Annotated in this window: 13 protein-coding genes; 2 read left to right on the forward strand and 11 right to left on the reverse strand. The window is 53.4% G+C overall.

Going from position 1 to position 13424, the window contains the following annotated elements:
* The first annotated feature begins 157 nt into the window (after nt 1–157).
* Entirely contained in the window at nt 158–460 is a 303-nt protein-coding gene (gene flgM / locus ACOZIO_RS04845; RefSeq protein WP_129952757.1) for a flagellar biosynthesis anti-sigma factor FlgM, read from the forward strand.
* A 49-nt stretch (nt 461–509) separates the two neighbouring features.
* Entirely contained in the window at nt 510–947 is a 438-nt protein-coding gene (locus ACOZIO_RS04850; protein WP_129952756.1) for a flagella synthesis protein FlgN, read from the forward strand.
* Between the two features lie 946 nt (nt 948–1893).
* Here the strand turns inward: ACOZIO_RS04850 and ACOZIO_RS04855 are convergent.
* From ACOZIO_RS04855 to ACOZIO_RS04905, 11 genes are all read right to left on the reverse strand, one after another.
* The gene (locus ACOZIO_RS04855) at nt 1894–2310 is read right to left on the reverse strand and encodes a flagellar protein FlhE (RefSeq protein ID WP_129952755.1); all 417 of its coding nucleotides are present in this window, start codon (nt 2308–2310) and stop codon (nt 1894–1896) included.
* A 1-nt stretch (nt 2311) separates the two neighbouring features.
* Nucleotides 2312–4396 (reverse strand): flagellar biosynthesis protein FlhA, encoded by a 2085-nt coding sequence (flhA, locus tag ACOZIO_RS04860; protein WP_129952754.1) that lies wholly within the window; start codon nt 4394–4396, stop codon nt 2312–2314.
* On the reverse strand, nt 4389–5543 hold the full coding sequence (flhB, locus tag ACOZIO_RS04865) for a flagellar biosynthesis protein FlhB (RefSeq protein WP_129952753.1): 1155 nt from the start codon (nt 5541–5543) through the stop codon (nt 4389–4391). Before flhB ends, flhA begins: the two co-directional genes overlap by 8 nt.
* Nucleotides 5544–5761: 218 nt before the next feature.
* Complete coding sequence (cheZ, locus tag ACOZIO_RS04870; protein ID WP_129952752.1) at nt 5762–6406, reverse strand: protein phosphatase CheZ; 645 nt, start codon at nt 6404–6406, stop codon at nt 5762–5764.
* 10 nt (nt 6407–6416) lie between these two features.
* Nucleotides 6417–6806: a chemotaxis response regulator CheY gene (cheY, locus tag ACOZIO_RS04875; RefSeq protein WP_095922326.1), complete on the reverse strand. Its 390-nt coding sequence runs from the start codon at nt 6804–6806 to the stop codon at nt 6417–6419.
* Nucleotides 6807–6852: 46 nt separating this feature from the next.
* Entirely contained in the window at nt 6853–7902 is a 1050-nt protein-coding gene (locus ACOZIO_RS04880; RefSeq protein WP_129952751.1) for a protein-glutamate methylesterase/protein-glutamine glutaminase, read from the reverse strand.
* Nucleotides 7902–8774 (reverse strand): protein-glutamate O-methyltransferase CheR, encoded by an 873-nt coding sequence (gene cheR, locus ACOZIO_RS04885; RefSeq protein ID WP_129952750.1) that lies wholly within the window; start codon nt 8772–8774, stop codon nt 7902–7904. Before cheR ends, ACOZIO_RS04880 begins: the two co-directional genes overlap by 1 nt.
* A 62-nt stretch (nt 8775–8836) precedes the next feature.
* On the reverse strand, nt 8837–10504 hold the full coding sequence (locus tag ACOZIO_RS04890) for a methyl-accepting chemotaxis protein (RefSeq protein ID WP_421595017.1): 1668 nt from the start codon (nt 10502–10504) through the stop codon (nt 8837–8839).
* A 121-nt stretch (nt 10505–10625) separates the two neighbouring features.
* Nucleotides 10626–12320 carry a methyl-accepting chemotaxis protein gene (locus ACOZIO_RS04895; protein WP_129952748.1) on the reverse strand — a complete coding sequence of 565 codons (1695 nt, stop codon included), beginning with the start codon at nt 12318–12320 and terminating at the stop codon, nt 10626–10628.
* 100 nt (nt 12321–12420) lie between these two features.
* Nucleotides 12421–13014, reverse strand: a complete 594-nt coding sequence (locus ACOZIO_RS04900; RefSeq protein WP_129952747.1) for a hypothetical protein — start codon at nt 13012–13014, stop codon at nt 12421–12423.
* An 8-nt stretch (nt 13015–13022) separates the two neighbouring features.
* Nucleotides 13023–13319, reverse strand: a complete 297-nt coding sequence (locus tag ACOZIO_RS04905; protein ID WP_037034842.1) for a hypothetical protein — start codon at nt 13317–13319, stop codon at nt 13023–13025.
* Between the last annotated feature and the right edge of the window lie 105 nt (nt 13320–13424).

Here is a 13424-nt window from a genome sequence, read left to right on the forward strand (position 1 = left end):
CTAAATGCAGCCGTAGCTCTACAAAAAGCTGCAATAAAGGTTAAAGTTATTGCGCCACATGTCGATAACAAACGTATCAGAGTCGTCCCGTGACGGCATTTTTAGGGTTTTCATGAGATTTTCTAAACCCTGAGTCCTCATACTGGAGAAGAAATTTATGGCTATCGATCGTACTCAAGGTGTCTCACCTTTAACCCCGATCCAGCAGCGCGAGCCGTCTGAAGCGTCAGTACAGAACGCGCGTAAAGAACAGTCTGTTTCTGGCACCACCACCAGCGGTACGGCGGTGACACTGAGTTCAGCGCAAGCGTCTCTGACGCAGTCAAGTGCACAGGACATCAACACGGCACGTGTCGACGAACTGAAACAAGCTATCCGCGACGGTAAACTGACGATGGATACCGGCAAAATTGCTGATGCTTTGTTACAGGACACGCAGGATTATCTCAAAGGTCTTTAAGCTGAAAATATCAGTGTAAAGACAAAAAGTTGGAAGGTAATAAGGCCCGATGAAGAATTTTATCAAGACCATGACTACCTTGGTTGAAACGTTGCAAGCGCTGGATCAGGTGATTAATCACGAACAGACGATACTGTGCTCAGGACGCGTGAATGGTGCAGCCTTGCAGCATATAACCGAGCAGAAAAGTTCATTGTTAGCCACGGTAGACTATCTTGATAAACAGCGTCGTCAGCATGACGAGCGCCTCAGGCAAACAGCCCCCTATTCCCGACAGCCGGAAATCTCCGCGATGTGGAAAGATGTGGTGCAACTGACCACTAAACTGAGTCAGATTAACCGTCACAACGGCATGTTACTGGGCAAGCAGATTGCCTATAACACCGAAGCGCTGGCGATCCTTAACGCCAGTCAGACGCAGAAATTCTACGGGCCGAACGGGCAGGAAACCGTTTCGGGGCAAACCGTACGCAAGATCTCGGTTTAAACCGAAACGGGGGCGGTTTTCAAACCTTGCCATGTTTGATGCTGGCTATGTTTCAGATGCCACCGTGAAAGGCGCGGAATCTTGCCGCTCCGCGGTTCCCTCATTTCGGTGTTCGAGCCTTACGTCTCGAAACTCTCACTCGGCAAGCTTTCTGAAAGCGCCCGCAGCATCTTGAACCCCTACTGCCAATGCGTTGCAAATCCCGGTTGTGGATATTGCCGCAGCGGGGAAATATCAACTGTGTATCCATACCGATAAAATGAGCAAACATTGAGAATGGGAGACGGCTTCCGGAAGGTTTTTAGGGGTTGCATTAAAAAACCGCACATGGCGGTTTTTATTATCTGAGGTTTTATCTCTGTATTTCAAATGTCACCTGATCTACACCACTCGCCATATTTATGAATCGCCCGCTGTAATTAACTGTTACGCGATTTTTATCATCAATATGAATATCATTTCATAGTCCCATGGGCCACCATTTCTAACCTTTTGATAAAACCAATAATACGTCCAGGCTGTCGCCATATTGCGAGACATTCCATGTTGTCGGGCTTCCCTCATATGATCACTGACAATATTGGAACCCGGGTTTGATAGTGGTACAGACGCCATAAAGTCAATCTCCCTGTTAAGCATTTTTCTCTTCCTGCAAACAGGGAAATATTTTACACGTTTACCGGCTCCCTTTTGTTAACTCCGTAACGCTGCCGGAAAATATCAGCACTATAGAAATATGCAGATGTGTCTTTAAAAATGCCCACTGGCATGCTCAAAAATGGCACCAAATCAAGGGTGCGAGACCCGAGGCTCGCAGGCTGAAATTCGGGAATCGCGGAGCGATGACATTTTACGCCACCCATAGCGGTAACAGAGCATGTCCGTCGAACCGGCGACAGCGCGGAGTAGAATAGCGTGGGGGATGCAAGGGAGGAAAACCGGCGATTTAGCGATAGTTCACGATCACCTGATTACTCATCACCCGCAGCGGCGTATTCATCGCGCCACCGCCGGGAACAAAGTAAACAAACCTTAATGGCGAAGTGGCGGTCTGGCCGTAAAACGATTTTGTCACCCCGCCTTCGGCTTCCAGACTCACGCAGTGATTCAGGGTGTTGCAGAGTTTTACCTGCAGACCGGCGGGTCTTGCGCCGAGCACTTCGTATTTCCAGCTTAGCGTTGTGATGGTGGCGGAGCCTGAACTGCGCACGGGCGCGGAGGCCGGCGGGGCTAATGCACCCGATGACATCATCACGCCACGGTTTTGCAATACCACACCGCGCTGCGTATCTGACCATGTGCCGGACGCGGCAAGCGCTGGCAGGCTCAGTGCGGTCAGTAACCACAGTGCGGCGCGGTACATCTTATTCACCGCCGATGGTGGCCGTCATGCGAATCTGGCGGCTGTCGGTCATTTCCAGATTCGACATCACGACGATATTTGGCAGTGAACGGCGCAGGAAACGGGACAGCAGCGGACGCAGCGCGTGATTCACCAGCAGAACCGGCGGCGCGCTGAGCATATCCTGACGCTGTAATGCGGCCTCGGACTGGGTCAGCAGGCGGTCAGCCAGACCGGGTTCCAGACCACCACCGCTTTGCAGCGCCTGTAATAACAGGCGTTCCAGGGAGGTATCCAGCCCGATAACCTGCACTTCGCCATTGCCCGGGAACCATTGCTGCGTGATAGCCCTGCCGAGCGCAACACGCACCACGGAGGTCAGTTCGTTAGGATCCGGCTGGTTCGGCGCGTATTCCGCCAGTGTTTCAACGATGGTGCGCATATCGCGGATCGAAACGCGTTCAGATAACAGGTTCTGCAACACTTTGTGCATGTTGGTCAGCGAAATGATGCCCGGAATGAAATCATCCGTCAGCTTCGGCATTTCTTTGGTGACGCGCTCCATCAGCTCCTGCGTTTCCTGACGGCCAAACAGTTCTTTGGCGTGCAAACTGATCAGGTGGTTCAGGTGTGTGGCGACGACGGTACTGGCTTCCACCACGGTATAGCCCTGAATTTGTGCCTGCTCGCGCATAGCCGGTTCAATCCAGAACGCCGCCAGCCCGAATGCCGGATCAACCGTCGGTTCGCCCGGCAGTTCGCCTATCGCGCTGCCCGGGTTGATCGCCATCCAGCGGCCGGGATGCGCCGTACCGGTGCCGATTTCCACACCTTTCATCAGAATACGGTAGCCCGCCGGCGGCAGTTCAAGGTTATCGCGGATATGAATTACCGGCGGCAGATAGCCCATCTCCTGCGCGAATTTTTTGCGGATGCTGCGGATACGCCCCAGCAGCTCGCCGTTTTGGGCAAAGTCCACCATCGGGATCAGACGGTAGCCCACTTCCATACCCAGCGGATCTTCAAGCTGAACGTCCTGCCAGCTGGCTTCTACCATTTGTTTACCGCTGTCTGCCACGGCCGGTGCGGCCTCTGCAGTGGATGGTTTTTTCTGCTCCTGACCGCGAGTCCACCATGCCAGCGCCAACAACCCGGCTGTGAACATCAGGAAAACGAAGTTTGGCATGCCGGGCACCATACCGAGCAAACCCAGAACACCGGCACTCAGCATCATGACGCGCGGATTGCGGAACAGCTGGGTAACCATCTGCTCGCCCACGTCTTCGTTGGTGCCGACGCGGGTGACGATAACACCGGCCGCCGTGGAGATAACCAGCGCGGGGATCTGCGCGACCAGGCCGTCACCGATGGTCAGCAGGGTATAACTTTCAGCCGCATGGCCAAGATCCATCCCGTGTTGCAATACACCGACCAGCAGGCCGCCGACGACGTTGATGATCATGATCATCAGACCGGCAACCGCGTCACCTCGCACAAATTTACTCGCACCGTCCATTGAACCGTAGAAGTCGGCTTCCTGCGTCACTTCGCTGCGGCGTTTTTTCGCTTCATCTTCGCCAATCAGACCGGCGTTCAGATCCGCGTCAATCGCCATCTGTTTACCTGGCATACCGTCGAGCACGAAACGCGCACCGACTTCAGCAATACGCCCGGCACCTTTGGTAATAACCATAAAGTTGATCAGCACCAGGATGATAAACACCACAATACCGATGGCGAAGTTACCGCCGACCAGGAAGTGGCCGAAGGCTTCAATCACCCGGCCCGCTGCCGCGCCGCCGGTGTGCCCTTCCAGCAGGATCACACGGGTTGAGGCAACGTTCAGCGACAGACGTAATAACGTTGAAAACAGCAAAATGGTGGGAAATGCCGCGAAATCCAGCGTGCGCTGGGTAAACATCGCCACCAGCAACACCATGATGGACAGCGCAATGTTAAAGGTGAACAGCAGATCAAGGATGAATGGCGGCAACGGCAGCACCATCATCGACAGGATGATCAGGATAAGAATGGGTCCTGCCAGTACCTGCCATTGTCCGGACTTAAAGTTGGCGGGTAAACGCAGTATCTCGGCCAGATTAGCCATGGGTATCACTCTCTCCTGCTGCAAAATCCAGCCCCTCAGGGACCGGCAAATGTTGAGGTTTTTTCGGGATCAGTCCGCCTTCACGCTTCCAGCGTTTCAGCTGATACACCCAGGCCAGAACTTCAGCCACGGCGGCATAGAGCGTCGCCGGAATTTGCTGACCAATTTCACTGTGCCGGTAAAGCGCACGCGCCAGAGGCGGTGCCTCCAGCATCGGAATTTTATGTTCGGCACCGAGTTCCCTGATGCGCAGTGCCACTTCCCCTGCGCCTTTCGCCAGGACTTTCGGTGCACTCATTTTATTTTCACTGTATTGCAGTGCCACAGCGTAATGTGTCGGGTTGGTGACGATGACATCCGCTTTTGGCACATCGGCCATCATACGACGCTTGGCCATCGCACGTTGCTGCTGGCGGATACGTCCTTTGACATGCGGGTCACCTTCCTGACTTTTATGCTCGTCGCGGATATCCTGCTTGCTCATGCGCAGCTTTTTCAGGTTGCTCCAGATCTGCCAGAACACGTCAAAACCGACCATCGGCGTTAATCCAAGCACCACCATCAGGCCGCAAAACACCACCATATTCAGCGCTTCACCGAGTGCCGGAATGGTCGGTTGTGCCATCAGCCTCATCATGTCCGGCCATTTATGCCACAGATAAATCCCGGCGACGGTACCGACCAGCAACGCCTTCAGGATAGCTTTCAGCAACTCCGCCAGTACCTGAGCGGAAAATAAACGCTTAAATCCGGCAATCGGATCCATACGGCTGAACTTGGGCGCAAAAGATTTGCCGCTGAACATCAGGCCGCCGAGTAACAGCGGCGCGGCGAGTGCGATCAAAATCAGGCCGCCGATCACCGGCAGTAACGCCCAGACCGCGCGCCCCAGCAGCGTCGCCATCTGCTGTAACACCTGCCGGTCATCGCTGACCATGCCGTGATCAAACTTGAGACCTTGCGAAATCATCACGCCAAGTTGCCGTGCCATAGACTCACCGGACATCCACAACAGCGTTAAGCCGCCCCCCAGCATCAAAATGGAGGTTAGTTCGCGCGAGCGCGGTATCTGCCCTTCTTCACGCGCTTTTTCAAGCCGGTGCGATGTGGGAGCTTCTGTTTTTTCGAGATCGCTTTCTTCAGCCACCGGCGGTTCCTGTCAGGGTTTACCCGGCATGTAAAACACCACGGGCACAGATTCAATGACGCAGGGATAGCATGACAAAAGCGGCGCAGTCTGATGGGTGAATTAGAGAGGAAAAATGGCGGCTATTCAGCAGATGAATTTATGTAAAAAAATTCCAGATAAGGAAAACACCCCTCAGTGCGATACGGAAGGGTGTTTATGGCGGACTGGCAGACACATTAAAAACCTAATGAGTCCAGCAGATCGTCTACCTGTTCTTGTGAGGCCACCACACCGACACCGTTGGAATCGAGTTGCGGGCCGTTCAGCAGGCTGTCGTTTTCACGTTTCGCTTTAACCTGTTGTTCAGGAATATTTTCCATCAGCACCATTAACAGCTGATTTTCGATTTCCTGTACCACGGTCATCATACGTTTGATCACCTGACCGGTCAGATCCTGGAAGTCCTGCGCCATCATGATTTCCATCAGCTGAGCATTGGTGAAACTGGTGTGCTCAGGGATTTCTTTCAGATAGCTGCGGGTGTCAGTGACCAGCTCGCGGGCATCCGAGAGTTCAATCGGATTTTCAAACCATTCATCCCAACGCTTATCGAGTTTCTTCGCGGCAGATTCAAGTTTATTCTGGCGCGGCTGCGCGGCCTCCACACAGTTCAGGGCACGTTCAGCCGCCTGAGCGGTCATGGTGACCACATAATCGAGACGATCGCGGGCATCCGGGATCGCTTCGGCTGCCTGAGCAATGGCCTGATCCAGGCCAAGTTCACGCATGCTGTCACGCAACATACGGGTCAGTTGCCCAATGCGGGCGATAATATCGCCCGCGGTTGCTGCATCATTTGCAGGCATTGGTATCTCTGCCATATACGGACTCCTACATGCCCAGTTTTTCGAAGATTTTGCCCAGTTTTTCTTCCAGCGTGGCGGCGGTAAAGGGTTTAACCACATAACCACTGGCCCCGGCCTGTGCGGCGGCAACGATGTTTTCTTTCTTCGCTTCTGCGGTCACCATCAGCACCGGCAGTTTGGACAGCGCACCGTCAGCACGGATGGTTTTCAGCAAATCCAGACCGTCCATGTTGGGCATGTTCCAGTCGGATACCACAAAGTCAAAACCCCCGGCGCGCAGTTTGTTCAGTGCATCAACTCCGTCTTCCGCTTCTTCAACATTGTTGAAGCCCAGCTCTTTTAGCAGGTTGCGCACGATACGACGCATGGTAGAGAAATCGTCTACTACCAGAAATCTCAGATTTGGATCGGCCATGTTTTATCTACTCCTAAGGTTTGCTACCCAGCACAAGGCTGAAAAATTAAATACGTAATGCCTGACCGGCTGATATTTGCGCCAGCATCCGCTGGCTGATTTGGCTCAGATCCACCACTTCGTTTACGCCACCCGTGGCGATAGCCTCACGAGGCATACCAAATACCACACAACTGGCTTCGTTTTGTGCAAGGGTGTAAGCCCCGGCGCGGTGCATCTCAAGCATGCCGGCGGCGCCGTCATTGCCCATTCCCGTCAGGATCACCCCGACGGCATTGCGTCCGGCAAACTGCGCCACCGAACGGAATAAAACGTCGACCGACGGACGATGGCGGTTCACCGCCGGACCGTCGTTCAACTTAACCTGATAGTTAGCGCCACTGCGCGCCAGTTCCATGTGTCTGTCACCGGGTGCGATATAGGCATGGCCCGGCAGAACACGTTCACCGTCTTCGGCTTCTTTCACCGTAATCTGACATAACTTGTTCAGACGATCGGCGAAAGAACGGGTGAAACCCGGTGGCATATGCTGAGTGATCATCAGCGCCGGACAGGTCGGCGGCAGCGGCTGCAGCACGTGACGGATAGCTTCTGTACCGCCCGTCGATGAGCCGATGGCAATCAGCTTTTCACTGCTCAGCAGCGGTGTATGGCTGAGAATGCGCGGCTGATCAAGATTGACGCTTTTGTTCAGACGCGCTTTGGAGGCGGTACGGATTTTATCGGCAATCATCTCGCTGTAGGCCAGCATGCCTTCGCGGATCCCCAGTTGCGGTTTGGTCACAAAGTCAATCGCGCCAAGTTCCAGTGCACGCAAGGTAATTTCCGAGCCTTTACCGGTCAGTGAAGACACCATCACCACTGGCATCGGACGCAGACGCATCAGCTTTTCCAGGAAATCCAGGCCGTCCATGCGCGGCATTTCAACATCCAGCGTCAGCACGTCCGGGTTGAATTTTTTAATGAGATCACGCGCCACCAGCGGATCGGGGGCGGTCGCCACCATTTCCATATCCGGATGGCTGTTGATGATTTCAGTCATCAGCTGACGCATTAACGCCGAGTCATCGACGCTCAACACTCTGATTTTATTCATTACCTCTCCTTGGCGAGGCCATAGACAGTCTGACCGCGCAAATAAAATTCCCGGCTGATTTGGCTGAAGTTTTCGGAGTGTCCGGCAAACATCAGGCCCCCCGGTTTAAGTAACGGAACAAATCGGCGTAAAATTTTCTCCTGCGTTTCTTTATCGAAATAAATCATCACATTGCGGCAGAAAATTGCATCAAACGGACCGTTAAGCTGCCACTGGTTTGCCAGCAGATTCAGCTGCTGGAAAGCCACCATCTGCGCCAGTTCAGGGCGCACACGCACCAGGCCGCTGTGCGGGCCTGTGCCTTTGAGGAAAAATTTCTGTAACTGCTGCGGGCTGAGGGTTCGCAGCTCTTCGAGGCGGTAAACCCCGGCGGTGGCTTTTTCCAGCACCTGGGTGTCAATGTCACTGGCCTGAATACGGCAGCTTGCCATTTTCGGCCCCAGCGCTTCACTCAGCGTCATGGCGATGGAATACGGTTCTTCGCCCGTTGAGGCCGCCGTACTCCAGACGCTGTAATTATTCGGACGCGAACGGGCATGTTCCGCCAGGATCGGGAAGTGATGCGCTTCGCGGAAAAATGCCGTCAGATTGGTGGTCAGTGCGTTGATAAACGCCTGCCATTCCGGGCTATTGCTGTCGTTTTCCAGCAGCGCCATATAGCTGGTGAAATCATTCAGCCCGAGTATCCGCAACCGCCGGACCAGGCGGTTGTAGACCATTTCGCGTTTGTGATCCGCCAGCACAATACCCGCGCGCTGATAAATCAGCTCGCTGATCCGGCGGAAATGGGTATCAGACAGCGGTAAACGCTGGATCATCTGTGCCATGATCGAGGTGTTATCAGCACTCATTGGCGAGCCTGGTTGATTCATGGTGCAGCTCCATTAAATGGACAGGTGGTGTAACGGGTACCCAATTCACTCTTCATCCGATGTCAGAAGGTTTCCCAGTTATCTGCCGATGCCGCACGTGCGGTGGTCGGAAGTAACGCAGGCTGTGCCACCTGGCGGGGCGTAAAGCCCGGAGCCTGTCCGCTGCGGCGTAAGGCACTGTCCGCGGAGGACAGTCGGAATACTGATACCGCACGGGTCAGATTTTCAGACTCGATTTCCAGCGCATGTGTGGAAGAAGCGGCCTGCTGAACCAGTGTGGCGTTTTGCTGTGTCACCTGATCCATTTGAGTTACGGCAATCGATACCTGTTCGATACCGCGACTTTGTTCATCAGACGCCGAAGCGATTTCACCCATAATGTCGGTGACGCGGGTAACAGCCCGAACAATGTCATCCATGGTATTTCCGGCAGATTCCACCAGTTGGGAACCCTGACTGACGCGGCTGACAGATTCATCTATCAGCGCTTTAATTTCTTTCGCCGCCTGTGCGCTGCGCTGTGCCAGACTCCGCACCTCGCCGGCCACGACCGCAAATCCACGCCCCTGTTCACCGGCACGTGCCGCTTCGACTGCGGCGTTCAGGGCCAGTATGTTGGTCTGGAATGCAATGCCATCAATGACGCTGGTGATCGCACTGATTTTCTTCGAACTGCCAGCGATGTCATTCATGGTTTTCACCACATTGCTGGTCAGTTCACCGCCCTTTTCAGCCGTATTCGACGCATCACGCGCCAGCTGCGAGGCCTGCCGGGCATTTTCGGCATTCTGTTTCACGGTGGCGGTCAGCTGTTCCATGCTCGCTGCGGTTTCTTCCAGCGCCGACGCCTGCTGTTCAGTGCGTGAAGATAAATCGGTGTTGCCCGCCGCAATCCCTTTCAGGCCGGAGAACATGGTGTCCGCGCCATGACGCACGGTACGCACGGTTTCTGCCAGCGACGTTTGCATCTGTTGCAGGCTTTCCAGCATGACTTTAATTTCGTAACGCCCTTGCGCAATGATGGGGGATGAAATATCACCGGCTCCGATGCGGTCGAAATGTCCGCGCATAATGGTCAGCGGTGTAAACAGAATGCGGCGGGTCACAACCAGCGCCAGTGCCGTCAGGGCAATCAGCAGCACCAGTACGACGGAGGTGTTGATCATGACATTCTGGTAAGACGCCGCCGTTTGCATTTGCGCTTCACGGAAGCGGGCGCCGACGTAATCGGTGTAATCACCCACATCTTTCTGGAACTGATCCTGGTACTTTTGCGCCGGACCGTTCAGAAAACCATTCATGTCGCCGGCGGACAGCAGATCAGTCAGTGTCTGCAACATATCGTGCAGTTGCTGATAGCTCGCTTTGTTCACGGCGGTCAGCGCAACGGCTTTTTCTGTTCTGCGTGGCAGAGCCAGAAACGCAGCGTAAGCCTCTTCTGCTTTTTTCAGGCTGGCTTTGGCATCTGACATCAGCTGAGTGATATTTTCCTGGGGCTGTTTCAGCGCCAGACGCGTTGCCGCGCGGTTAAGGGTATTACGGGTCTGCAACAGATATGACCAGGACTGGCTGAGCGCATCACGCTGTTCAGCGGTGTTGGATATCTGCTCAAAATTCAATTTATCCGTGTGGGCGGCGTGCAGCGATAACCCGCTGTTAACCAGTTGCATAACAAAGAACACTATCAATAACAGAAACATGCAGGTGGACACACGGATGTGCTTAAACATGGATAACCTCATTAGGTGCCAGCCCAGACCGGCACCTTTATTCTTATACCCTGCATACTCAGGTCTGCATTTGCGTTAACGGCAAACCTGATTATTTCGGGTTGCGATGTCATATACGTACTTAGAAAGTTTCCCAGTTTTCGGTTAAATCTGCCCCCTGCGCTCCACCGTTACCGGCCTTAGAACCTGACAGGTTCGGAGTCAACAGAGGCAGTCTGCCCGAAGAAGCCGGGTTCTGGCGCACGTTGTTATTTGTGGTCTGACTCAGCGTAAACACGGCCACTGATTGCGTCAGCAGGCTCGCCTGCTCTTCCAGCGCCGCCGAAGCGGACGCGGACTCTTCAACCAGTGAAGCGTTCTGCTGCGTCACCCGATCCATTTCAGTGATAGCCTGTGCGACCTGCTCAATCCCGCGGCTTTGTTCATCGGATGCCGAGGTGATTTCGCCCATAATGTCAGTCACACGGGTGACGGCATTCACCATGTCATGCATGGTTTCGCCGGCACTTTCCGCCAGCACTGAACCGGTATTAATGCGGCTGACAGAATCATCAATCAGCCCTTTAATTTCTTTTGCTGCCTGCGCGCTGCGCTGCGCCAGGGTACGGACTTCACCGGCCACAACCGCAAATCCGCGGCCCTGCTCGCCCGCACGCGCCGCTTCAACGGCGGCGTTTAACGCCAGAATGTTGGTCTGGAAAGCAATCCCGTCGATCACACCGGTAATGTCAGTGATCTTTTTCGAGCTGCTGGCGATGTCATTCATGGTATCGACCACGTTTGCCACCACTTTCCCGCCCTTCTGTGCGGTTTCGGACGCGCTCAGTGCCAGCTGGCTGGCCTGACGGGCGTTTTCCGCGTTCTGTTTCACGGTCGCGGTCAGTTGTTCCATGCTGGCAGCGGTTTCTTCCAGCGCAGACGCCTGCTGTTCCGTACGTGACGATAAATCGCTGTTGCCTGCGGAGATTTCGCTTGCGCCGCTGTAAATGGCATCAGCGCCGTGACGTACGCCTGAGACCGTGCGGATCAGTTCGTCCTGCATGTACTTGAGACTATCGGCAAGCTGGCCGATTTCATTACGGCTTTTCACGACTATTTCGTGCGTCAGATCACCGGTTGCAATTTTACGTATGGTATCGACGATATTTTTCAGCGGATGGATCAGGATGCGTTGCACGCCCGTCCAGGCCAGCAGAATGAAAATTGCCAGCACAATCAACACAGAACCCAGCATCCACATAGCATGCGTGAAGGAGTTCTCACTGACCTTCACCGCATCGTTATACAAACGGTCGTTCTGATCGATATAGGTGACGAACGCTTTTTCGAAGTTATCCTGATACTGCTGCGTCGGTTGTTCGAAGAAGTCATTAATACGCCCCAGACCAATCAGCTCAATCAGTTCCGAAAGCGCATCATGCAGCACCTGATATTGCTTTTTGGCATCGGCGGCAAATTGCGGATTCTGGCTGGCATCGACCGGGATTTTTTGATAACTGGCAAAGTGCTGATCGGCGATTTGCAGATCTTTGGTTGCGGTATCAATCAGTTCTTTGACCGTTGCACCGCTGCCCATCTGGTTTGCGTCGAGCATAAAGCGGATACCCGCGCGGTTGAGGGTGTTACGGGTTTGCAGAAGATAAATCCAGCTGGCATTAAACTCTGCCTGCTGTAAACGGATTTGCTGAGAAGTGGTGAAATTATCTTTGTCAGTCTTTAACGATTTAAAGAACAGGCCGCCGGATACCAACTGTAAAGCACCGAAGACCACCAGTAAGATCACGATGCCCGTGACCACTTTCATACGGTTAAACATGTTGTTCCTTTTCAAATGAGAATTATCTGGAACAGTTATCGGCAGGGGAAACAGGAACTTTATGTGATCGGGATCGGATTTTTTCGGGGGGGGAAGGATATCAGGCGACGGTGGCGACAAAACTCTTTAACACTGCGATGCGTTGGGCATCCGGATTTATCAGAAGGTCGTGATGAATCATCAGCACCACACCTTTAAGTAATTCTGTGGTGTTATCGATTTGGGAAAGGGTTTTGAGCTTTTCAATATCATTACCGATTTCCCGCCCTTTCAGGGAAAGGCGCTTATTAGCCAGACCGGTCGCCAGCTCTGACGTCAGCAAGGTCACCAGATGCAGGGCGGCTTCCGGGTTTGATGCCAGTTGATGAATGTAATACTTCAGCAGTAAAGGCACAAAATCAGGGGTTGCCCCCAACTCTGCACTCGCCATATTTAACAGATCAATCATGTGCGCAGGCACACGGGTTTCCACGGCTTTGCGTTGTCTCTGCAACTGCTTTTTGATGGCAGGCACAGACTGATAAGGGATCACCGCAACGCTGTCACAGGTTTTACACACTCCCGCGATGATATTTTTCACCATACCGCTGCCGTCATCAAACGGCACATCGCGCAGCTGATAGCTGACAATGCGAAAAGCCTCACACACGCCACACATCGCCTTTTTCTCGTCCCCGACTTTATAAATAATCATATTCTTCCTTAATGATGAACGCTGATAAAAACACTGGTGGGCTCTGTAAAATACCACTTGATGTACCAGGGTACTCCGGCACTACTGACGGTGATGATGTGGACATCAATACTGCTGTCAAAATGGTAGGGGCGAACCTGATAATTATCTCCGGATGCCCTGCCGATTAAGGCAGCCACTTCAAAGGGCGAGATGTCACCCGTACTTAACAAATTCTTAAGCTGAATCCCGCGTCTTGCCTCAAATTCAATATTTCCATTCTTCAAACATTCAATCACCTTCCATTTGATCTCTCTGAAACTCATGAGGCCTCAATGTACGCCAGATGTCGTACTTAATCAAATTATCATTTTGCATCACGACTCTTTCCGTGAAGCCCCGTCCCGCAGTGCTATCACGCCATATTCAGT

The organism is Rahnella sp. PD4 (genome assembly GCF_049199325.1).
GTDB lineage: Bacteria > Pseudomonadota > Gammaproteobacteria > Enterobacterales > Enterobacteriaceae > Rahnella > Rahnella perminowiae.

Coding starts and splice junctions, on each gene's coding strand:
- ACOZIO_RS04880 (WP_129952751.1), bottom strand. CDS start 7,902: ATGAATAAAATCAGAGTGTTGAGCGTCGATGACTCGGCGTTAATGCGT.
- ACOZIO_RS04895 (WP_129952748.1), bottom strand. CDS start 12,320: ATGTTTAACCGTATGAAAGTGGTCACGGGCATCGTGATCTTACTGGTG.
- cheY (WP_095922326.1), bottom strand. CDS start 6,806: ATGGCCGATCCAAATCTGAGATTTCTGGTAGTAGACGATTTCTCTACC.
- flhA (WP_129952754.1), bottom strand. CDS start 4,396: ATGGCTAATCTGGCCGAGATACTGCGTTTACCCGCCAACTTTAAGTCC.
- ACOZIO_RS04855 (WP_129952755.1), bottom strand. CDS start 2,310: ATGTACCGCGCCGCACTGTGGTTACTGACCGCACTGAGCCTGCCAGCG.
- ACOZIO_RS04850 (WP_129952756.1), top strand. CDS start 510: ATGAAGAATTTTATCAAGACCATGACTACCTTGGTTGAAACGTTGCAA.
- ACOZIO_RS04905 (WP_037034842.1), bottom strand. CDS start 13,319: ATGAGTTTCAGAGAGATCAAATGGAAGGTGATTGAATGTTTGAAGAAT.
- ACOZIO_RS04890 (WP_421595017.1), bottom strand. CDS start 10,504: ATGTTTAAGCACATCCGTGTGTCCACCTGCATGTTTCTGTTATTGATA.
- ACOZIO_RS04900 (WP_129952747.1), bottom strand. CDS start 13,014: ATGATTATTTATAAAGTCGGGGACGAGAAAAAGGCGATGTGTGGCGTG.
- cheR (WP_129952750.1), bottom strand. CDS start 8,774: ATGAATCAACCAGGCTCGCCAATGAGTGCTGATAACACCTCGATCATG.
- cheZ (WP_129952752.1), bottom strand. CDS start 6,406: ATGGCAGAGATACCAATGCCTGCAAATGATGCAGCAACCGCGGGCGAT.
- flgM (WP_129952757.1), top strand. CDS start 158: ATGGCTATCGATCGTACTCAAGGTGTCTCACCTTTAACCCCGATCCAG.